At 65.2% G+C, this 19,162-nt stretch carries 23 protein-coding genes; 16 read left to right on the forward strand and 7 right to left on the reverse strand.

Annotated features, from left to right (window positions below):
- Nucleotide 1: 1 nt before the first annotated feature.
- Together mdoH and DW2_RS07160 are read left to right on the forward strand one after the other, a co-directional pair.
- The gene (gene mdoH, locus DW2_RS07155) at nucleotides 2–1,813 is read left to right on the forward strand and encodes a glucans biosynthesis glucosyltransferase MdoH (RefSeq protein WP_051855593.1); all 1,812 of its coding nucleotides are present in this window, start codon (nucleotides 2–4) and stop codon (nucleotides 1,811–1,813) included.
- Nucleotides 1,806–3,053, forward strand: a complete 1,248-nt coding sequence (locus DW2_RS07160) for an OpgC family protein (RefSeq protein ID WP_051855596.1) — start codon at nucleotides 1,806–1,808, stop codon at nucleotides 3,051–3,053. Before mdoH ends, DW2_RS07160 begins: the two co-directional genes overlap by 8 nt.
- On the opposite strand, the gene DW2_RS07165 is transcribed toward DW2_RS07160, so the two are convergent.
- Nucleotides 3,050–3,946 (reverse strand): LysR family transcriptional regulator, encoded by an 897-nt coding sequence (locus DW2_RS07165; protein WP_038144941.1) that lies wholly within the window; start codon nucleotides 3,944–3,946, stop codon nucleotides 3,050–3,052. The genes DW2_RS07160 and DW2_RS07165 overlap by 4 nt on opposite strands.
- A 103-nt stretch (nucleotides 3,947–4,049) precedes the next feature.
- On the opposite strand from DW2_RS07165, the gene DW2_RS07170 reads away from it, so the two are divergent.
- The 12 genes from DW2_RS07170 to rpmE all read left to right on the forward strand — a co-directional run bounded on the left by DW2_RS07170 (nucleotide 4,050) and on the right by rpmE (nucleotide 12,123).
- Nucleotides 4,050–4,622 (forward strand): FMN-dependent NADH-azoreductase, encoded by a 573-nt coding sequence (locus tag DW2_RS07170; protein ID WP_038144944.1) that lies wholly within the window; start codon nucleotides 4,050–4,052, stop codon nucleotides 4,620–4,622.
- A 190-nt stretch (nucleotides 4,623–4,812) separates the two neighbouring features.
- Nucleotides 4,813–6,312 (forward strand): signal recognition particle protein, encoded by a 1,500-nt coding sequence (ffh, locus tag DW2_RS07175; RefSeq protein WP_038144947.1) that lies wholly within the window; start codon nucleotides 4,813–4,815, stop codon nucleotides 6,310–6,312.
- Nucleotides 6,309–6,830: a GNAT family N-acetyltransferase gene (locus DW2_RS07180; protein WP_038144950.1), complete on the forward strand. Its 522-nt coding sequence runs from the start codon at nucleotides 6,309–6,311 to the stop codon at nucleotides 6,828–6,830. Before ffh ends, DW2_RS07180 begins: the two co-directional genes overlap by 4 nt.
- Entirely contained in the window at nucleotides 6,827–7,366 is a 540-nt protein-coding gene (locus DW2_RS07185; RefSeq protein WP_038144953.1) for a GNAT family N-acetyltransferase, read from the forward strand. The genes DW2_RS07180 and DW2_RS07185 overlap by 4 nt, the downstream gene beginning before the upstream one ends.
- Nucleotides 7,363–7,659: a chorismate mutase gene (locus tag DW2_RS07190; protein ID WP_038144956.1), complete on the forward strand. Its 297-nt coding sequence runs from the start codon at nucleotides 7,363–7,365 to the stop codon at nucleotides 7,657–7,659. The genes DW2_RS07185 and DW2_RS07190 overlap by 4 nt, the downstream gene beginning before the upstream one ends.
- 45 nt (nucleotides 7,660–7,704) lie before the next feature.
- Nucleotides 7,705–8,085, forward strand: coding sequence for a 30S ribosomal protein S16 (rpsP, locus tag DW2_RS07195; RefSeq protein WP_038144958.1), 381 nt, complete (start codon nucleotides 7,705–7,707; stop codon nucleotides 8,083–8,085).
- A gap of 80 nt (nucleotides 8,086–8,165) precedes the next feature.
- Complete coding sequence (gene rimM / locus DW2_RS07200; protein ID WP_038144960.1) at nucleotides 8,166–8,675, forward strand: ribosome maturation factor RimM; 510 nt, start codon at nucleotides 8,166–8,168, stop codon at nucleotides 8,673–8,675.
- Nucleotides 8,672–9,508 carry a hypothetical protein gene (locus DW2_RS07205; protein WP_038144962.1) on the forward strand — a complete coding sequence of 279 codons (837 nt, stop codon included), beginning with the start codon at nucleotides 8,672–8,674 and terminating at the stop codon, nucleotides 9,506–9,508. Before rimM ends, DW2_RS07205 begins: the two co-directional genes overlap by 4 nt.
- Nucleotides 9,505–10,314, forward strand: coding sequence for a tRNA (guanosine(37)-N1)-methyltransferase TrmD (gene trmD / locus DW2_RS07210; protein WP_038144966.1), 810 nt, complete (start codon nucleotides 9,505–9,507; stop codon nucleotides 10,312–10,314). The genes DW2_RS07205 and trmD overlap by 4 nt, the downstream gene beginning before the upstream one ends.
- Nucleotides 10,315–10,438: 124 nt before the next feature.
- The gene (locus DW2_RS07215) at nucleotides 10,439–11,188 is read left to right on the forward strand and encodes a DUF3800 domain-containing protein (RefSeq protein WP_156102911.1); all 750 of its coding nucleotides are present in this window, start codon (nucleotides 10,439–10,441) and stop codon (nucleotides 11,186–11,188) included.
- Nucleotides 11,189–11,512: 324 nt separating this feature from the next.
- Entirely contained in the window at nucleotides 11,513–11,890 is a 378-nt protein-coding gene (rplS, locus tag DW2_RS07220; protein WP_038144969.1) for a 50S ribosomal protein L19, read from the forward strand.
- Between the two features lie 11 nt (nucleotides 11,891–11,901).
- A complete protein-coding gene (gene rpmE, locus DW2_RS07225) occupies nucleotides 11,902–12,123 on the forward strand; it encodes a 50S ribosomal protein L31 (RefSeq protein WP_038144970.1) in 222 nt (73 codons plus the stop codon).
- 205 nt (nucleotides 12,124–12,328) lie between these two features.
- Here the strand turns inward: rpmE and DW2_RS07230 are convergent, their stop codons facing one another.
- A complete protein-coding gene (locus DW2_RS07230) occupies nucleotides 12,329–12,697 on the reverse strand; it encodes a VOC family protein (RefSeq protein ID WP_038144971.1) in 369 nt (122 codons plus the stop codon).
- 89 nt (nucleotides 12,698–12,786) lie between these two features.
- On the opposite strand from DW2_RS07230, the gene DW2_RS07235 reads away from it, so the two are divergent.
- A complete protein-coding gene (locus tag DW2_RS07235; RefSeq protein ID WP_202900099.1) occupies nucleotides 12,787–13,368 on the forward strand; it encodes a helix-turn-helix transcriptional regulator in 582 nt (193 codons plus the stop codon).
- A 305-nt stretch (nucleotides 13,369–13,673) separates the two neighbouring features.
- Nucleotides 13,674–15,383 (forward strand): methionine--tRNA ligase, encoded by a 1,710-nt coding sequence (gene metG / locus DW2_RS07240; RefSeq protein ID WP_038144972.1) that lies wholly within the window; start codon nucleotides 13,674–13,676, stop codon nucleotides 15,381–15,383.
- Between the two features lie 192 nt (nucleotides 15,384–15,575).
- Here the strand turns inward: metG and DW2_RS07245 are convergent, their stop codons facing one another.
- The 5 genes from DW2_RS07245 to murI all read right to left on the reverse strand — a co-directional run bounded on the left by DW2_RS07245 (nucleotide 15,576) and on the right by murI (nucleotide 19,155).
- Nucleotides 15,576–16,070 carry a holin family protein gene (locus DW2_RS07245; protein ID WP_038144973.1) on the reverse strand — a complete coding sequence of 165 codons (495 nt, stop codon included), beginning with the start codon at nucleotides 16,068–16,070 and terminating at the stop codon, nucleotides 15,576–15,578.
- Nucleotides 16,061–16,672, reverse strand: coding sequence for a holin-associated N-acetylmuramidase (locus tag DW2_RS07250; protein ID WP_038144974.1), 612 nt, complete (start codon nucleotides 16,670–16,672; stop codon nucleotides 16,061–16,063). The genes DW2_RS07245 and DW2_RS07250 overlap by 10 nt, the downstream gene beginning before the upstream one ends.
- 84 nt (nucleotides 16,673–16,756) lie before the next feature.
- Nucleotides 16,757–17,200 (reverse strand): cytochrome c maturation protein CcmE, encoded by a 444-nt coding sequence (gene ccmE, locus DW2_RS07255; protein ID WP_038144976.1) that lies wholly within the window; start codon nucleotides 17,198–17,200, stop codon nucleotides 16,757–16,759.
- A gap of 24 nt (nucleotides 17,201–17,224) precedes the next feature.
- Nucleotides 17,225–18,253, reverse strand: a complete 1,029-nt coding sequence (gene argC, locus DW2_RS07260; protein ID WP_038144977.1) for an N-acetyl-gamma-glutamyl-phosphate reductase — start codon at nucleotides 18,251–18,253, stop codon at nucleotides 17,225–17,227.
- A gap of 89 nt (nucleotides 18,254–18,342) precedes the next feature.
- Entirely contained in the window at nucleotides 18,343–19,155 is an 813-nt protein-coding gene (murI, locus tag DW2_RS07265) for a glutamate racemase (protein WP_038144979.1), read from the reverse strand.
- Nucleotides 19,156–19,162 lie beyond the last annotated feature (7 nt).

Consider the following 19,162-nt stretch of genomic DNA (forward strand, 5'->3'; position numbering starts at 1 on the left):
CATGTCCGCGCTGTCGCGTCCCCGGGGCGCAATGCTGGTCGCCCTGCGCGCGCTCGCGTTGGGTCTCTCGGCGCTGGCCGGTATCGGGGCTTTCGTGCTGTTTCTCCAGTTCGGCCAGACCGACGGCCTGCAGGTCGTCGATATCCTGCGTGCCGTCCTGATCCTAATCTCGACGCTCTGGCTCGCCTGGGGTGCGGCGCAGGCGCTGATCGGTCTGACCTCGCGACCCGAGCCTCCTCGCCTCGACCCTGAGGCACCGATCCGGGGCCGCACCGCCGTGCTCGTGCCGGTCTATAACGAGGACCCGGTCGCGACGTTCTCGCGCGTGGCCGCGATGGATGCCTCGCTTGCCGCCACCCGCGACCCGGCCGAGATCCATTTCGCGATCCTGTCCGACAGCCGCAACGAGGAAATCGCCGCACGGGAGACCCGCATTTTCGCCCATCTGGTCGAGGAGCGGAACGGTGTGGGGCGCTTCTTCTATCGTCGCCGCATCAACAACGTGGGCAAGAAGGCGGGCAATATCGAGGATTTCATCACCCGTTCGGGCGCGGCGTATGACTATGCGCTGATCCTCGATGCCGACAGCCTGATGGAAGGCGAGACGATCCTGCAGATGATCCGCCGGATCGAGGCCGAGCCGCGCCTCGGTCTGCTGCAGACGCTACCCAAGGTGATCCGCGCGCGCTCCCGCTTTGCCCGCGCGATGCAATTCTCCGCCTCGTTCTTCTCGCCGGTCTTCGCACGGGGTCTTGCGATGATGCAGGGCGAAACCGGGCCGTTCTGGGGCCACAACGCCATCGTGCGCACCCGCGCCTTCGCCGAGAGCTGCGGCCTGCCCGCCCTGCGCGGCGAGCCCCCCTTCGGCGGCCATGTCATGAGCCACGACTATGTCGAAGCGGCGCTCCTGGCCCGCAAGGGCTGGACCGTGCGGCTCGACGACGATCTGGGCGGCTCCTTCGAGGAAGGCCCCGAGAACATGGTCGATCACGCCAAGCGCGACCGCCGCTGGTGCCAGGGCAACCTGCAACATGCCCGGATCATCGGCGCACCGGGGCTCAAGGGCTGGTCGCGCTTCGTCTTCGCGCAGGGTATCATGGCCTATATCGCGCCGCTCTTCTGGCTTGGCTTCCTCGCCGCCTCGATCAGCGCGCCGCTTTTCGTGCCGCCGCCGGATTACTTCCCCGAGCCCTACTGGCCCTTCCCCTATTTCCCGCCTTCCGAGGCCTCGAAGGCGATCGGCCTCGCGATCGGCATCTTCGGCCTCCTTCTGGTGCCGAAACTCCTGATCGCGGCGCGCGCGGCCCTGCAGGGCGAGGCGCGCGGCTTCGGAGGGGCGGCGATGGGCTTCGCCTCGACGCTGGCCGAGCTCGCCTTCTCCTCGCTCACCGCGCCGGTGCTGCTCGCCTTCGCGACGCGCTCGGTGTTCCAGGTGCTGCTGGGGCGCGATGGCGGCTGGCCCACGAACAACCGCGGCGACGGCCGGATGAGCGCGAGCGAAGGCTTCGCCGCCTCGTGGTGGATCGTCGCGACCGGACTCTCCGGTCTCGCCCTGACCTATCTCTTCGCCCCGGGCCTGCTGCTCTGGCTGCTGCCGGTCGGCCTGCCGATGATCGCCGCGCCCTGGCTGATCTCGTGGTCCTCGCAGCCGTCCCGCTCGGACCTCATGCAGGTTCCGAGCGAGCTCGAGCGCCCCGCCGTCGTGGCGCTTCACGACCAGATCTTCACCCGCTGGGAAAACGCCTTCCCCGCCATCGAGCCCCCGCAGCCCGCCCCCCCGGCCGCGATGGGCCGGAGCCCCGCCCATGCCTGATACCGCCCCCAAGACCGTTTCTCGCGACCTGCGGATCGACCTGTTCCGCGGCCTTGCGCTGATCATGATCTTCGTCGATCATATCCCCGGAAACCTCTACGAGAACTTCACCTCGCGCAATCTCGGGTTCTCGGACGCGGCAGAGGGCTTCGTCTTCATGTCCGGCCTTGCGGCGGCGCTGGCCTACGGGCCGGGGCTTGCGCGCGGTCTGAACTGGGAGGGCATCTCGCGGCTCTGGGGCCGGGCCTGGCTGCTCTATCTCGTGCATATCCTGACCGCGGTCTGGGCGATCGCCATCGTCGCGACGGCGGTGCATTACTGGGACGCCTATGAGCTTCTCACGAAGAACGCCTTCAAGACGCTGCAGAGCGACCCGTTCGGCTTCCTGATCGGGATCGCGACGCTCGGGCATCAGCTCGGTTACGTGAACATCCTGCCGATGTATATGGCGCTCCTGATCATGGCACCGGCGCTGATCCGGATCGGCCAGCGCAGTCCCGTGGCGCTGCTCGCCACCGCGCTTGGCCTTTGGGCGCTGACGGGGCTGATGCGCCTCAACCTGCCGAATTACCCGATGGAGGGCGGCTGGTTCTTCAACCCGCTCGCCTGGCAACTCGTCTTCAGCTTCGGCATCCTGACCGGGCTCGCGCTGCGCGAGCGCCGCCGCTTCGTCCCGGTCCGCGGCTGGATCACCGCGCTCGCGGCCGGATGGCTGATCCTGAGCTTCATCTGGATCCATTCCGACTGGATGATGAAGACCTTCGGCCACGGCACCTGGCAGCTGCGCCAATGGGGCGTGCCCTTCTTCATCGCGGGTTTCGACAAGACCTTCGTGTCCGCTCCCCGCCTGCTGCACCTTCTGGCGCTGGCCTACCTGCTGTCGCTTCCGGGCCTCGTTCCGGCCGTCGCCCGTCTGCGCGCGCTCGAGCCGATCCGGATGCTCGGCCGTCATTCACTGCCGGTCTTCGCGCTCGGCACGGTGCTCGCGATGGCGGGACAGGCGATCAAGGAGGTCCATCCGGGCGGCCTGATCCAGGACAGCGCGCTCATCGCGTTCGGGCTCGCGGCGCAGTTCCTGCTGGCGTGGTTGCGCGACCGCTTCGGGCCGAAGGCGCTCAACAAGGCGCGCCGGGTCAAGAGCGATCCGATGCCGGTCACGGTCTTCGGTCCGCCCGCGCCGCTTCTGGCCTCGAACAACCCGCGCCCCGCTCAGCGCTCCGCCCGGCCCGCGGCCCGTTAGGGCGCGACCAGCCCTTCCGAGCGGCGCACCTGCTCGCGGATCGCCTTCACCGCCGCCTGGACCTTCGGGGTGCGGTGAAGGTCCACATGGGTGACGAGCCACAGGTTCGTGTCCCAGGTCTCGTAGGGTTTCACGACCTCCTCGAGCGTGGGATCGGCCCGCCCCATCGGCACGGCGAGGAAACCGAGACCGAGCCCCGCCTTGATCGCATCGACGAGGGATTCATGCTCGTTGGCGCGGAACACGACCTGCTCGTCGGGCACGTTGTCGCGGATCCAGCGATAGAAGGGCGCGCGGCTGTCGCGGTTGTCGATCGAGACGAAGCGATGCTGGGTCAGCTCTTCCTTGCTGCGCGGGATGCCGAAGCGCTCGACATAGGCATGGCTCGCATAGATCGCGTTCTGCATCCGGCCGAGCGGCTGGACCACATTGTCGGGCTCGGTCGGGCGGTTGCCGGCGCGGATCGCGACATGGGCCTCGCCATATTCGAGGCGGAAGACGCGCTGATCCGTCAGGTAGCGCAGGCGCAGCCCGGGAAAATCGCCCAGAAGCTTCTCCATCGCGGGCAGCACGAGCACCGAGACCGCCGTCAGAGAGGTCAGGATCAGCTCCCCGGTGACCTCTTCGCCCGCGCCCGCGATCCGGGCGGCGAGCTGGCTGAATTGATCCTCCGTGGCCTGCCCCACCGAGAGGAGCTGCTGCCCGGCCTCGGTCGGCGTGTAACCGCGCGGATGTCGCTGGAAAAGCTTCGTTCCGAGCTTCTCCTCGAGCGCGTCCACATGCCGGATCACCGTCGCATGGTGAACGCCGAGCACCTCCGCCGCGCCCGAAACCGTCCCGATCCGCGCCACGTGGTAAGCGGTGCGGATTTCATCCCAACTGTCAAAACCCATAATGTGCGCCCATGAACATGTTCTGCTCGATCATGCCGGTTGAGTTCCCGAATGCAATGACCATTCTCCCGGCCGAAGTTCAAAATATTCGGAGTCCTCCCCCATGACCAAGATTCTCCGCATCGACAGCTCCATCAAAGGTGAAGCCTCGATCACCCGCCGCCTCTCCAACAAGATCGTCGACCAGCTCGGCGGCGAACTGGTGTCGCGCGACGCGACCCGGATCCCCGCCATCGACGGCGCGTGGATCGGTGCGGCCTATACCCCGGCCGACCAGCGCAGCGACGAGCAGAAGCAACTCCTGACCCTCTCGGACGAGCTCATCGCCGAACTCAAGGCCGCCGACACGATCGTCATCGGCTGCGGCGTCTACAATTTCGGCGTGACCGGCCCGCTCAAGGCCTGGATCGACCAGATCTGCCGCGTGGGCGAGACCTTCCGCTACTCGGAAGCCGGCCCTGAAGGCCTCGCCGGACCCAAGCGCGTGATCGTCGCCTATGCCTCGGGCGGCGTGCCCGCGGGCTCCGCCTTCGACTTCGCGACCCCCTATATCAAGCAGGTTCTGGGCTTCATCGGCATCACCGACGTGACCGTGGTCGCCGCCGAGGGCGTGAACCTCGACGAGGCCGCCGCGATCGCCAAGGCCGAAGAGCAGATCATCAAGCTCGCTGCCTGATCTTCCTTCCCTTCCTCCCGACTGGCCCCGTGGTTGACTCCGCGGGGCCTTTGTCATACATCCCCACGGATTCCCCGGAGGACCAATCCCTCCGGTCCCGGCATTCGGTCGGGATCGCCACCAGTCAGCGCGTTGCGCCCACTGGTGCGCTTGGTCTTTGTCACGGCCCCAACGAATAGGAGGGAGGCCCATGTTCGAAAGTCTTTCCGAGCGCCTAGGCGGCGTCTTCGACCGGCTGACCAAACAAGGTGCGCTCTCCGCGGAGGACGTGAAGACCGCGCTGCGCGAAGTGCGCGTGGCCCTGCTCGAGGCCGACGTCTCGCTGCCGGTCGCGCGCCAGTTCATGAAAGCCGTCGAGGCCAAGGCGACCGGCGCCGCCGTCACCAAATCGGTGACGCCCGGCCAGCAGGTCGTGAAGATCGTCCATGACGAGCTGATCGCGATGCTCTCGGGCGAGGGCCCGGCCGATGCGCTCAAGATCGACAACCCGCCCGCGCCGATCCTCATGGTCGGTCTGCAGGGCTCGGGCAAGACCACCACCACCGCGAAACTCGCCAAGCGTCTCAAGGACCGCGAGGGCAAGCGGGTGCTGATGGCCTCGCTCGACACCAACCGCCCCGCGGCGATGGAGCAGCTGGCGATCCTCGGCACCCAGATCGGCGTCGACACGCTGCCGATCGTGAAGGGCGAGAACGCGGTTCAGATCGCCAAGCGCGCCAAGCAGCAGGCGAGCTTCGGCGGCTATGACGTCTACATGCTCGACACCGCGGGCCGCCTGCATATCGACGAAGTGCTGATGGACGAGGTTCAGGCCGTCCGCGATGTCGCCAACCCGCGCGAGACGCTGCTGGTCGTCGATGGTCTGACCGGTCAGGACGCGGTCAACGTCGCGACCGAATTCGACGAGAAGGTCGGCGTCTCGGGTGTCGTGCTCACCCGGATGGATGGCGACGGCCGCGGCGGTGCGGCGCTCTCGATGCGCGCGGTCACCGGCAAGCCGATCCGCTTCGTTGGCCTCGGCGAGAAGATGGACGCGCTCGAGACCTTCGAGGCCGAGCGGATCGCCGGCCGCATCCTCGGCATGGGCGATATCGTTGCCCTCGTCGAGCGCGCGCAGGAGACGCTGGAGAAGGAACAGGCGGAGCGCATGGCCAAGCGCTTCCAGAAGGGCCTGTTCAACATGAACGACATGAAGGGCCAGCTCGAGCAGATGATCAAGATGGGCGGCATGCAGGGCGTGATGGGCATGATGCCGGGCATGTCGAAATATGCCAAGCAGGCCGAGGATGCCGGTCTCAACGACAAGACCATTGCCCACCAGATCGCGCTCATCAACTCGATGACCAAGAAGGAGCGCGCCAATCCGCAGATCCTTCAGGCCAGCCGCAAGAAGCGGATCGCCGCGGGCGCGGGCCTCGATGTGGCCGAGCTCAACCGCCTGCTCAAGATGCACCGCCAGATGGCCGACTCGATGAAGAAGCTGTCGAAGATGGGCAAGGGCGGCATGCTCAAACAGGCGATGAAGATGATGGGCGGCAAGGGCGGCGGCATGCCGGACCTCGCCAACATGGACCCCGCCGAAGTGGAAGCCGCGGCAAAGGCGATGGGCGGCAAGCTGCCCCCGGGCGGCCTGGGTGGTCTGGGCGGCGCGCTGCCGCCGGGCCTTTCGGGGCTCGGGAAGAAGAAGTGACGGTTCTGAGCGTCGATATTCCGGTCCTGACGACCGAACGGCTCGTCCTGCGTGAACCGCGTGAGACCGATTTCGAGCGGCATCTGGCCTTTCTCGAAACCGAGCGGACGCACAATGACGGGCCCGAGGTGTCGCGTGCCGCGGCATGGCGCAAGTTCTCAGGCCGGGTCGGCGAATGGCTGCTGCACGGGTTCGGCTATTGGACCCTCGAGATGCGCGATAGCGGCGCAATCGCGGGAACCGTGGGCTTCCTGACCCGGGGAGGGGACACGCCCGATCTCGGCTGGGTCGTCTATGAAGGCTACGAGGGGCGCGGCCTGGCCTATGAGGCCGCGATGGCCGCGCGCCGCCACGCGGCACAGGCGATGAACATGCACTCGGTCATTTCATTGGTCCCCCCGGGCAATATGCGCTCGCGCAAGCTGGCCGAACGGATGGGCGCCACGCCCGAACGCGAGATCGCGCTCGAGGGCCACCCCTGTGTGATCTACCGCCACCCGGAACGGTGTGTCCAATGATCTCTCTTTCCCCCACGCCGATCCTCGAGACCGAGCGTCTCGTGCTCCGCGCCCCGCAGGCGCGGGATTGGGAGGCATGGCGCGACTTCTACATGTCTGAGCGCAGCCACTGGTTCCGACCGGTGAAGGAGCCTAGCGCGGAGAGCGCATGGCGCTCCTTCTCGGCGATCATCGGCCATTGGGTTCTGCGCGGCTGGGGCATGTTCGTGCTGACTGAGCGCGGTTCGGATCAGGGCTTCGGGGCGGTTGGCCCGTGGATGCCGGAAAGCTGGCCCGAGGCGGAGATCGCCTGGTCGGTCTGGTCGGAAGAGGCCGAGGGCAAGGGCTATGTGGCCGAGGCTGCCCGTGCCGCGATCGCCCATGCCTATCGCGATCTCGGCTGGTCCAGCGCCGTGAGCTACATCGACCCGAACAACACCCGCTCGACCGCGCTGGCGGAGCGTCTGGGCGCCCGTCCCGACGCCGATGCGCCCTTCCCGGGCGAGCCGCCGATCGTCGTCTGGCGTCATCCCGCACCGAAGGAGGCCGCTGCATGAGCGACGCAACCACCCGTGCCGCCGCGCTCCTGAAGGAGCATCGCGACAGCATCGACCGGCTCGATGCCGTTCTGATCTGGACGCTGGCCGAGCGCTTCGCCCAGACCAAGGCCGTGGGCAAGCTCAAGGCCGAACACGACCTGCCGCCGTCTGACCCCGCGCGGGAGGCACGGCAGATCGCCCGGCTCGAACGCCTCGCGGAGGATTCCGGTCTCGATCCGGAATTCGCCAAGAAATTCCTCAACTTCGTGATTTCGGAAGTGATCCGGCATCACGAGCAATTCCAGAAATGACGGGCCGCCAAGGCCCATCACCAGCCATCCAAAGGAGATACTGACATGGCTATGAAAATCCGCCTCGCCCGTGGGGGCTCCAAGAAGCGTCCCTTCTACTCGATCGTGGCTTCCGACTCGCGCATGCCGCGTGACGGCCGCTTCATCGAGAAGCTGGGCACCTACAACCCGCTGCTGCCGAAAGACAGCGAAGAGCGCGTGAAAATGAACATGGAGCGCGTGAAATACTGGCTCGAGCAGGGCGCCCAGCCGACCGACCGCATCCAGCGCTTCCTCGAAGCGAGCGGCGAAGTCGAAAAGAAGACCCGCGCGAACATGAAGAAAGCCGTCCCGGGCAAGAAAGCCCAGGAGCGCGCTGAAGAGAAGGCCGCGAAAGCTGCCGAAGCCGCTGAAGCCCCCGCCGAGGAGGCTGCGGCAGAGGAATAATCCTCTCGCCGTTTCGGATGGCTGGCGGGCCGGGCGCGACATGCGTCCGGCCCCTGCCCCAGATCTGACAGGAGCGCATCATGACCCAACCCGACCGTGTCTGCGTCGGTGCGATCGCCGGAGCCTTCGGCGTGCAGGGCGAGGTGCGCCTGAAAAGCTTCTGCGCCGAACCCGGGGATATCGCGGGCTATGCGCCGCTCTATACCGAGGACGGCTCGCGCGCCTTCGACGTCACGCTGACCCGCGCGACGAAAAACGGCCTGGGCGCGCGCCTCTCGGGCGTGAACACCAAGGAAGAGGCCGATGCCCTGCGCGGCACCACCCTCTGGGCCGATCGCGACAAGCTGCCTTCGCTGCCCGATGACGAATTCTACTATGCCGACCTGATCGGGCTGACGGTGGTCGATACCGGCGGCGAGAAGCTCGGCACCGTGCGCGCGGTGCACAATCACGGCGCGGGCGACATTCTCGAGATCTTCGCCTCGGGCCGCAAGCAGGCGCTGCTTCTGCCCTTCACCAAGGCGATCGTGCCGACGGTGGACCTGACCGCGGGCCGCATCGTCGCCGATCCACCCGAGGAGATGCAATGACGCGGATCCTGCTGCATCTTGGCTTTCACAAATGCGCCACGAGCAGCGCGCAGGCTTTCCTGCACGAGAACCGCGAACGGATCTGGCCGACCTGTGCCCTCGCCCTGCCTTACCGGCTCCGCCCGATCGCCAACAAGGTGTTCTGGTATCGCTTCGAGCGCGACGAGGCGGCGCTGTCCGATCTGCACGCGAGCATGCGTGCCTTCATCAGGGATCTGAACCTCACGCCCAACCGCAATCTCATCCTGAGCAGCGAGAACCTGTTGGGACAGATGCCGCTGGGCACGCTCGACGAGCCCTACCCGATCGCGGTGCCGGTCGTGCGCGCATTGACCTCCGCTTTCGAGGCGATCGCCTGGCCCTGCGATTTGACTGTCTATTTCTCGACCCGCGCGCACGATGACTGGGTACGCAGTGTCTGGGGGCATCAGGCACGCAAGCGGCGCAACGTGCGGATTACCGACGATCTGGAGACCTTCCGCGCCCGGCTCTCGAAAGTCAGCTTGCACGATCAGCTCGCCCGGATCCGCGCCGCACTTCCGGATCTGCATATCGTGAGCGAAGATATCGACGCGCTCGCGGGCGCCCCTTTCGGAGTGGCCCAGCCGTTTGTCGATTTTCTGCGTCTGCCGCCTGCGAAGCTGGCCGAATTCACCCCGCCGCCCCGCGCCAATCAGGGGCCGGGGCTTGCGCTCGCCGAGCAGCTGATCGAGTTGAACCGAAGCGATCTGGATCCCGACGCGCTGCATGCGGCGAAGGACGCGCTGATCGCCGCGCATTTCGGCTCGGCTCAAGGGCTGGACGATGACGAGGAAGAGCAGGTTTCAAGATGAGCGACGACAAACCCAATCTCGCGACGAAATCCCACGCCCGGCTGAGCATTTCCGCCTCGCGCAAGCCGCGCTCGCTGATGGACGAGCCGCCGCGTCTCAAGGGCGCGTGGACGGTGAAGATCGTGACCCTGTTTCCCGAGGCCTTCCCGGGAACGCTCGGCCTCAGCCTACTGGGCCGCGCGCGCGATCTGGGGCTCTGGGCGCTCGAGACGATCGATCTGCGCCCCTTCGGCATCGGCAAGCATCGCAACGTGGACGACACCCCCGCAGGCGGCGGCGCGGGCATGGTGCTGCGCGCCGATGTGGTGGGCGCCGCGCTGAGCGAGGCCGCGATCGGCACCCCCGATGATCGCGCCCGGTGGCCGGTGGTGTATCTCTCGCCGCGCGGCAAGCCGCTGACGCAGGCGATGGCCCGCCGCTTTGCCGAGGCCGACGGCATGACGCTACTTTGCGGGCGGTTCGAGGGCGTGGACGAGCGCGTGCTGGAGCATTTCGGCGTCGAGGAGGTCTCGATCGGCGATTTCGTCCTGACGGGGGGAGAAGTGGCCGCCCAGGTGCTGATCGACGCCACCGTGCGGCTGATCCCCGGCGTGCTTGGCAATGCCGAGAGCGCGGTCGAGGAAAGCCATTCCAGCGGCCTTCTGGAGCATCCCCAATACACCCGCCCCGCCGAATGGGAGGGCCGTTTGATCCCCGAAGTTCTGACCTCGGGCAACCACAAGAAGATCGAAGACTGGCGCCGCGAGATGAGCGAGAAGCTGACGCAGGAACGGCGGCCGGATCTGTGGGAGAAACGGGGGGAGTAAGGGCAGGTAGGAGCCCGGAATACTCAACGCTGCAAGGCGTACCAATATACGATATGGTATGTGGAGAACCAGCCAAACGCCCGACAGTTTTTTGACCTAGGTATATCAAACACCGCGGGGAAGCATGATGTTTGTCGTGGAGCACGATGGCACTCATTCAGAATTTCGAGATGACGCACTTCTCGTTTTCGTCGATGAAACTGGTCACGAGGACTTGAGCGATCCAAACGCACCGTTCTTCGGCTTGGCGGGCTGTGTTTGCGCCGCTGGCGACTACAACAAAGTTATCGATGCGCCGTGGCGAACGGTCGAGCGAACATTTCCCACTCATATGCTTCCGCTTCATGCTGCTGAACTTCGGCCGGAGCAGATGCGCCCCGAACAGTTTGCGTCTCTGGAAGGTTTCTTTGCCAACGGCGCTTTCGGGCGTTTTGCGACTGTTGCAAAGAGGGGCATCGAGAACGAGCCAAAGGTCTCCTTGATAAATCTTCTCGTTCAACAGACGTTCAAGAGGGTCCTCAATCTGATCAAGAAATCTAGTCGTGACTTTAGCCAGTTGATTATTGTGATTGAGCACTGCGAAAGGCTAGACAAGCAATACGCAACGTTTTTCCGTGGCTATCACCTAAGCCGCAAAGACGGTACGGTCATCCCTACATTTGTATGTACTCAAGCCAAGGCCTCTGGGAAGGACTTCATGCGAGGTCTGTGTGTCGCAGATTTTCTTGCTCATACAGCAGGGAGTATGTCCCGCACGACCCAAGGCGGAACACAACGCGCCAGACGACGGGACTTCGAAATCGCGTTTCAGAATTCCTGGGCGGACCATTTGTTTTTGGATGCAATACGGGCGGAGAATGGTGATCCAAGTTGAACCGGATCATCGGCAACATCGGCATGTCGCGAATGTCGCCACCATCGCCCCACCCCCACTTCCCCCTTGATCCACACCCCATTTCCCCTTAATACGCGCGGGTCCGGACCGGAATCGGCCTTCGGACTCTTTTTCCGTTGCCACGCGGCGCCTGCTTCGGCCCCTCGATCCCCGGCAATGGCGAAAGGCCCCAAAGCGAAAGACGACCTGAACCCTCCCGCGGGCGCGACCCTGACTCAGGCGACCGGACCCGGTGAAGACGCGGAGCTCTGAGGCGGCGAAACCTTCACGGGAAAAACCGTGAGCAGAAGAAAGGACGTTGCGATGAACCTGATCGCACAGCTCGAGGCGGAACAGATCGCCGATCTCAACAAAGACATTCCGGATTTCAAGGCCGGCGACACCATCCGCGTCGGCTACAAGGTGACCGAAGGCACCCGTTCGCGCGTGCAGATGTATGAAGGCGTCTGCATCTCGCGCAAGGGCGGCGACACGCTCGCGGCCTCGTTCACCGTCCGCAAGATCTCCTTCGGCGAAGGCGTGGAGCGTGTGTTCCCGCTCTACTCGACCAACATCGACTCGATCGAAGTGGTCCGCCGTGGCCGCGTCCGTCGCGCGAAGCTCTACTACCTGCGCTCGCGCCGCGGCAAATCGGCTCGTATCGCCGAAGACACCACCTACAAACCCAAAGCCGAAGCGTAAGGAGCGGGACGATGAAAGCCGATACCCATCCCGACTACCACATGATCACCGTCAAGATGACCGACGGGACCGAATACCAGACCCGCTCGACCTGGGGCAAAGAGGGCGAAACCCTGACGCTCGACATCGACCCGACCTCGCACCCGGCGTGGAACGGCGGCAGCTCGCGCCTCATGGACACCGGCGGTCGCGTGTCGAAGTTCAAGAACAAATATGCCGGCCTCGGCTTCTGAGCCCGAACAGCATATCGGATACGGGAAAGGGCGCCTCGCGGGGCGCCCTTTTTCGTTGGATATCTGAGGATCGGGAGTGGATTGAGCCAACTTCGGGCGAGGTTGCTCAACGGTCGAACGACCGCTTCCCCGAAGGCACGAGATTTATCAGGCATGTCCTGCCTGCTCGGTAGGGGTCGGCCGGTCCAGCATCGTGCATTCGAGATCACTCGTCAGGGGTGCAAACTCGGATGCGGTGGCCGTCGGGATCGAGCGCCACGAATGTCAGCCCGAAAACGGCCTCATGCAGATCCTGCTCTATCGGGATCCCTTTCTCCCGCCATCTATCGTGCAGGGCCCGAACTTGATCGTCATCCTGCACCATGAAGGACATCTCCGAGCGATGGCCCGATCCTCCGGAGACGAAGTCCTTCGACTTTGTAGACCAAAGCCCGACGTTCAAGCCGTTCTCGAATGCAAAGGCGGCATAGGTCGGGAAGACATTTGCCGGAGCTTGGTCGAACAGCGTTTCGTAAAAGGTCGCGCTGACCTCGGGGTTGTCGACGTAAAGAAGAATCAGATTGGGGGCGGGCATCACAGACCTCATTTGCTTGTTGCCTGAGCCTACCGCTACATATTGCCAGAAAATGGCAGTATGATTTCATTATGCGCACGAAACGCCTCATGGACCTGCTGCAAGTTCTCCGTCGCCACAGGCGCCCGGTCAGCGGTCGGGAGTTGGCCGTGGAAATGGGAACCAGCCTCCGGACCCTCTACCGCGACATCGCAGCCTTGCAGGGAATGGGGGCCGACATCGAGGGCGAACCGGGCGTGGGCTATGTGTTGCGGCCCGGCTTCTTCCTTCCACCGCTTATGCTGTCGCAGGCGGAGATCGAAGCGCTCATGCTCGGCATGAGATGGGTTTCCGCATTCGCCGACCGGCCCCTTGCCGCCGCCTCGACAGATGCCCTGTCGAAGATCGAGGCCGTGCTGCCCAAAACCTCCCGGCACGGCGCGGGCGCCGTGCCGCTGCGTGTCGGGCCGCCGATCTCGAAAGCATCGGCAGACGAAGACCTGACCGATCTGCGCGACGCGATCCGCCATGAGCGCAAGCTGGCGATAACGTATCGCGATCGGGACGGGCGAGAGAGCGAGCGAGTCATCTGGCCCTTCGCCATCGGCTACTTCACCGATGGCCGAATCCTCGTCGGATGGTGCGAAAACCGCGGCGCCTACAGGCATTTCCGCACAGACCGTCTCATCTAGGCGCGGGTCTTGAGCGAACTCTATCCCAGACGACGCCACGAGATGCTTCGCGATTGGAAGAAGGGGCAACTTGGAGCGGGCGCCGATCGGGACTGTCGCGATGCCGCTGAACCATGACACCGGTCGGCTGCGACCGCGCAAAAGCGCCATACGCGCCGCGCCCGCCTAAAAACGAACGCTCACCCCGAACAGGCGATCGGCAGAGCCCCCAAGCCGACCGCCACTCCGATACGCCACCACCTCTGGCCACCGGGCGCAAACCCCTGTAAACACCCGCGCGAACCTAAACGATCAAGAGGGTCTTCATGGCGCGTCATCTGATCACCTCGGCCATTCCCTATATCAACGGGATCAAGCATCTGGGCAACCTCGTGGGCTCGCAGCTGCCGGCCGATCTCTTCGCCCGCTACCAGCGCGCGCGGGGCAACGAGGTGATGTTCATCTGCGCCACCGACGAACACGGCACCCCCGCCGAGTTGGCCGCCGCCAAGGCCGGCAAACCGGTCGCGGAGTATTGCGCCGAGATGCACGAGGTGCAGGCGAAGATCGCGGAGGGCTTCCGCCTCAGCTTCGATCATTTCGGCCGCTCCTCGAGCCCGCAGAACCACAAGCTGACCCAGCATTTCGCGGTGAAGCTGGCCGAGGCCGGGCTGATCCGCGAAGTCACCGAGAAACAGATGTATTCCAAGGCCGATGGCCGCTTCCTGCCCGACCGCTATATCGAGGGCACCTGCCCCAATTGCGGCTTCGAGAGCGCGCGCGGCGATCAGTGCGACAATTGCACCAAGCAGCTCGACCCGGTGGACCTGATCAACCCGCATTCGGTGATCTCGGGCTCGACCGACCTGGAGATGCGCGAGACCAAGCACCTCTTCCTGCGCCAGTCGGCGATGAAGGACCGGCTCGATGCCTGGATCGACAGCCAAACCGACTGGCCGGTTCTGACCACATCGATCGCGAAGAAATGGCTCCATGACGGCGAAGGACTGCAGGATCGCGGCATCACCCGCGATCTGAGCTGGGGCGTGCCCGCGCAATTCGAGGGCGCGCCGTGGGAGGGCATGGAAGGCAAGGTCTTCTATGTCTGGTTCGACGCACCGATCGAATATATCGCCGCGACCGAGGAATGGTCCGACAAGACCGGCGGCGACTGGGAGCGCTGGTGGCGCACCGACAGGGGCGCCGAGGACGTCACCTATACCCAGTTCATGGGCAAGGATAACGTGCCCTTCCACACGCTCAGCTTCCCCGCGACCATCCTCGGCTCGGGCGAGCCGTGGAAGCTCGTCGATTTCATCAAGTCCTTCAACTACCTGAACTACGATGGCGGCCAGTTCTCGACCTCGCGCGGGCGCGGCGTGTTCATGGATCAGGCGCTCGAGATCCTGCCCGCCGATTACTGGCGCTGGTGGCTGCTGAGCCACGCCCCGGAGTCGGCCGATGCGGAATTCACCTGGGAGAACTTCCAGGTCTCGGTGAACAAGGATCTCGCCGATGTGCTGGGCAACTTCGTCTCCCGGATCACCAAGTTCACCCGCTCGAAATTCGGAGAGGCTTTGCCCGAAGGCGGCACCTGGGGCGAGCGCGAAGAGGCCCTGATCGAGGAGCTCACAACCCGTATCCGCGCCTATGAGGCGCATATGGAAGAGAAGGACATCCGCAAGGCGGCGGGCGAGCTGCGCGCGATCTGGGTGGCGGGGAACGAATACCTGCAGGCCGCGGCCCCCTGGTCGGTCTTCAAGACCGATCCCGAGCAGGCGGCGGCGATCGCCCGGCTCGCGCTCAACCTGATCCCAATCTACGCGGTACTCTCCGCGCCTTTCATCCCGGACGCCGCCGAGACGATGCTCGACGCGATGCGGACCGAAGACCGCAGCTGGCCCGAAGACATCCGCGCGGCGCTGACCGCGCTCCCCGCGGGCCACGCCTTCACCACCCCCGAGGTTCTGTTCCGCAAGATCGCGGATGAAGAGCGCGAGGAGTGGCACAAGCGCTTCGCCGGCAAGCGCCACTGAGCGGGAGATCGGGGGGCGCCGCCCCCTCTGGCCTGCGGCCATTCACCCCCGGGATATTTGGGGCATTTGGAAGTGGCCGCCTACCCTCTTCCTCTTGATCCAAATATCCCGGGGGAGTCGCCGCAGGCGATGGGGGCAGCGCCCCCTCTTGCACCGATGATTGTCGCCATCCGGCGACGGGGGCAGCGCCCCTCAACCGGCGGGTTTCTCCCCAACGCGCCAAGCCGTGAGCGCCGCATTCTCCTCCGGCGCCTCGGGCGTTTTCAGCGCGGCAGGGGGCGCGGGGCGCGTGCGCATCCGGAAATGGAAGGCCTCGCGCGCGCCGAAGTAGAAACTCACCACCGCCCCCAACAGCCACCAGAGCGGTTCGGGCACGTAGCCGAGCCCCACCATGCGCTGCGCGAAACCGACCGGATCCACCATCGCATAGACGAAGAGCCCGACGATCCCGAAGGCGAGCGTCGGGCGCGGCAGCCGGTTGAGGCCGTTCACGAAACGGTCGAAAAGCCCGGGACGGATATATTCGAACTCCGCCCCGTGTTCCGCCAACGCCGCGAGATAGGCCGCCTGCGCCGCTTCGAGCTTCTTCGTCGCATTGGGCACGAAGACCTCGGCGACCGAGCTCGCCGCCTCGCCCGCGGCCTTCACCGCGCCCGCGCCCCCGATCAGCCGCTCGATCACACCCATTTCGCGACCCGCTTGCGATGCTCGGCCGGGCTCAGATGGAAACGCGGCGAGATGAATTCCTCCGAACGCCGGATCCAGCCCCCCTTCGTCCCGGCCCGCGTGTTGGCGTATTTCCGGCTCGAGGGGCGGGCATCGGCGATGCGGTAGTAATAATTGCGCCGCGCGATCCCGTAGGCATCGGCGAAATGTCCCGGCGCCGATGCCTCCGCCAGTTCCGCCGCCGCGATCGTCTGCGGGCCGATGATCCCGTCGACCACGACGCGCTGCCCCATGTCGCCCAGGAGCCGCTGAAGGATCACCACCGCATTGCCGCCGGCATTCACATACATGTCGAAGACCGAGGCCTGGATCGAGGCCGGGAGCCGATCGATGCCGGGCCCGTCGTAATAGTGCCGGAGGAATATCTGCGCCGCCTGTTCGGGGCCGAGCGCACGCAGATCCATCTCGTCGACCTCGCCATCCCCGGTCAGATCCTGTCCGAGCCGCTGCATCGTGCCGAGCGTCACGCCGTGTTTCGTCGGGCCGCCCGGATCGTCGGGATCCCTGACATACCCGCCCTCGCGCGCGACGATCTCCGCCGCGATCTCGGTGATCGACTTCATGGCCTGCCTCCGTGGATGACAACGGCGACAGGCTCATGCGATCGGGTTAAGGGTCGGGGAATGCGGCGCGCGCCGCGAAAGGCTTCAGGAGTTCGGCGCTTCGTAGACGCCCTGTTTCTTGAGCGCGTCCACGACTTCCTTGGGCATGTAATTCTCGTCGTGCTTGGCGAGGATCTCGTCGGCGACGAAGACGCCGTCTTCCATCTTGCCGGTGCCGATCATCCCCTGGCCTTCCTTGAAGAGATCCGGCAGGACGCCCGCGAATTTCACCGGGACGGTCGCGCCGCCATCGGTGACGCTGAAGGTGATCGTCTCGCCCTCGCCGCGCTTGAGCGTCCCCTTCTCGACCAAGCCGCCGAGACGGAAGGTCTCGCCGGGCTTCGGCGGTTCGGTCGCGAGCTGCGAGGGGGCGCGGAAGAAGTTGATCCCGTCACGCATCGCATAGCCGATCATCCCGGTCGAGATCACCAGCGCAACGGCCGCCACGGCCAGCACCTGAATGCGGCGCTTTTTCTTCAGGCTCTTCATCTTCACTCCTCCTCGCACCCGATCTTACGGGAAAACGGGCGCCAGCATAAGCCCTTCGCTCTCATCCATCCCCAGCATCAGGTTGGCGTTCTGCAGCGCCTGTCCCGACGAGCCCTTGCACAGGTTGTCGAGGGCGACGACGACCAGAGCCCGACCGGGGATCCGATCCCCTGATACACCAATATGCACGAAATTGGAGCCGGCAACCGACCGGGTGGAGGGCATTGCGGCGAAAGGCAGCACCTCGAGGAAGGTCTCCGACGCGTAGCGGTCCGCCAGCGCCTTGTAGACCGCCTCGGGATCGCCCTTGACATAGGCGCTCGCGAGGATGCCACGGTTGAAGGGCGCCAGGTGGGGGGTGAACTGCACCATCACGGGACGCCCGGCCAAGGCGCTGAATTCCTGATCGAATTCTCCCAGGTGGCGATGCTTTCCGCCGGCGGAATACGGGTAGGTCCCGCCGGAGAGCTCGGCATGGAGGAGGTTTTCCTTCAAGCTCCGCCCCGCGCCCGAGACGCCGTTCTTGAGATCGAGGATGATATCATCGAGGTCGATCACCCCGGCCTCGATCAGCGGACGGATCGCATATTGGCCCGCAGCCGCGTTGCAGCCGGTGCCCGCGACGAGACGCGCCTCGCGAATCGCCTCGCGATAGAACTCGGTCAGGCCGTAGACCGCCTCTTTCTGCAGCTCCACCGCGGCGTGGGGCTTGCCGTACCACTTCTCGTATTCGGCCGGATCGCGCAGGCGGAAATCGGCAGAGAGATCGACGATCTTGAGATCGCGCGGCAGCGCCTTGATCACTTCCTGGCTCGTGGCATGGGGCAGCGCGCAGAAGGCCAGATCGACACCGGAGAAGTCGATCTCCTCGATTTTCACCAGATCGGGCAGGCCGAGATGGCGCAGATGCGGAAAGACGTCGCCCATCGCCATGCCGGCCTTTCGCTCGCCCGAAAGTGCCACGATCTCCATCCCCGGATGGGTGGCGATCAGGCGGACAAGCTCGGCCCCGGTATAGCCCGAAGCCCCCAGAATCGCGATTTTCTTGGACATGTCTTCTCTTTCTCCGCAGCTTGCAGCCCGGGTCTCCCCCTCAGGCAAAATGTGGGATCGCGCGCGCGATCCGCAAGACCGGCCCGGTATCAGGCGGTCTCGAAACGGATCGGATAGCGCAGGAATTGCGTCGCATGGCTCGAAACCGAGGCCGGGTCGCCGGAGGTGAGGAACTTCGCCTCGTTCCCCGCCCCGACGAATTCGGGGCGTCGGTCGAGATAATCGGCCAAGCTCTCGGCCACCAGATTGGCCTGCGAATAGACCGCCACGTCGGCCCCGAGCGCCTCCTGGAATGCCTGCTGCATCAACGGGTAATGGGTGCAGCCCAGGATCGCGGCCTCGGGTTTCGGCATCCGGCGCTTGAGGGCCTCGACATGGCTCTTCACCAGCGCCTCGGCGAGGATCTCGTCGCCGGCCTCGATCGCGTCGACCAGACCGCCGCAGGGCTGGGCCTCGACATCCACCCCGATCGCCCGGAAGGCCAGTTCGCGCTGGAAGGCGCGGCTTGCCACCGTCGCCGGGGTCGCAAACAGCGCGACATGTTTCACCGCGACTTCTCGCGGGGGCGAATTGTCCCCCCATTTGCGCTCGGTCAGCGCCTCGATCATCGGCACGAAGACGCCCAGCACGCGCTTGTTCTCGGGCACCCAGGTTTCCTGCATCCGCTTGAGCGCCGCCGCCGAGGCGGTGTTGCAGGCGAGGATCACCAGATCGCAGCCCTCTTCCCACAGCCGTTCCACGCCGCGGCAGGTCAGGTCGAAGATATCGTCGGCATCGCGAACCCCGTAGGGCGCGTGGGCATTGTCGCCGTAATAGCAGAAGGCCACATCGGGCAGCCGCTTCGCGCAGGCGTCATAAACCGTCAGGCCGCCCAAGCCAGAATCGAACACCCCTACCGCCATGTCGCGC

This window comes from Thioclava atlantica, assembly GCF_000737065.1.
GTDB lineage: Bacteria > Pseudomonadota > Alphaproteobacteria > Rhodobacterales > Rhodobacteraceae > Thioclava > Thioclava atlantica.

Coding starts and splice junctions, on each gene's coding strand:
- DW2_RS07235 (WP_202900099.1), top strand. CDS start 12,787: ATGGACCTGCTGCAAGTTCTCCGTCGCCACAGGCGCCCGGTCAGCGGT.
- DW2_RS07190 (WP_038144956.1), top strand. CDS start 7,363: ATGAGCGACGCAACCACCCGTGCCGCCGCGCTCCTGAAGGAGCATCGC.
- metG (WP_038144972.1), top strand. CDS start 13,674: ATGGCGCGTCATCTGATCACCTCGGCCATTCCCTATATCAACGGGATC.
- DW2_RS07170 (WP_038144944.1), top strand. CDS start 4,050: ATGACCAAGATTCTCCGCATCGACAGCTCCATCAAAGGTGAAGCCTCG.
- DW2_RS07215 (WP_156102911.1), top strand. CDS start 10,439: ATGATGTTTGTCGTGGAGCACGATGGCACTCATTCAGAATTTCGAGAT.
- rpmE (WP_038144970.1), top strand. CDS start 11,902: ATGAAAGCCGATACCCATCCCGACTACCACATGATCACCGTCAAGATG.
- ccmE (WP_038144976.1), bottom strand. CDS start 17,200: ATGAAGAGCCTGAAGAAAAAGCGCCGCATTCAGGTGCTGGCCGTGGCG.
- rimM (WP_038144960.1), top strand. CDS start 8,166: ATGACCCAACCCGACCGTGTCTGCGTCGGTGCGATCGCCGGAGCCTTC.
- DW2_RS07165 (WP_038144941.1), bottom strand. CDS start 3,946: ATGGGTTTTGACAGTTGGGATGAAATCCGCACCGCTTACCACGTGGCG.
- trmD (WP_038144966.1), top strand. CDS start 9,505: ATGAGCGACGACAAACCCAATCTCGCGACGAAATCCCACGCCCGGCTG.
- argC (WP_038144977.1), bottom strand. CDS start 18,253: ATGTCCAAGAAAATCGCGATTCTGGGGGCTTCGGGCTATACCGGGGCC.
- DW2_RS07205 (WP_038144962.1), top strand. CDS start 8,672: ATGACGCGGATCCTGCTGCATCTTGGCTTTCACAAATGCGCCACGAGC.
- DW2_RS07230 (WP_038144971.1), bottom strand. CDS start 12,697: ATGCCCGCCCCCAATCTGATTCTTCTTTACGTCGACAACCCCGAGGTC.
- DW2_RS07160 (WP_051855596.1), top strand. CDS start 1,806: ATGCCTGATACCGCCCCCAAGACCGTTTCTCGCGACCTGCGGATCGAC.
- mdoH (WP_051855593.1), top strand. CDS start 2: ATGTCCGCGCTGTCGCGTCCCCGGGGCGCAATGCTGGTCGCCCTGCGC.
- rplS (WP_038144969.1), top strand. CDS start 11,513: ATGAACCTGATCGCACAGCTCGAGGCGGAACAGATCGCCGATCTCAAC.
- murI (WP_038144979.1), bottom strand. CDS start 19,155: ATGGCGGTAGGGGTGTTCGATTCTGGCTTGGGCGGCCTGACGGTTTAT.
- DW2_RS07245 (WP_038144973.1), bottom strand. CDS start 16,070: ATGGGTGTGATCGAGCGGCTGATCGGGGGCGCGGGCGCGGTGAAGGCC.
- ffh (WP_038144947.1), top strand. CDS start 4,813: ATGTTCGAAAGTCTTTCCGAGCGCCTAGGCGGCGTCTTCGACCGGCTG.
- rpsP (WP_038144958.1), top strand. CDS start 7,705: ATGGCTATGAAAATCCGCCTCGCCCGTGGGGGCTCCAAGAAGCGTCCC.
- DW2_RS07250 (WP_038144974.1), bottom strand. CDS start 16,672: ATGAAGTCGATCACCGAGATCGCGGCGGAGATCGTCGCGCGCGAGGGC.
- DW2_RS07185 (WP_038144953.1), top strand. CDS start 6,827: ATGATCTCTCTTTCCCCCACGCCGATCCTCGAGACCGAGCGTCTCGTG.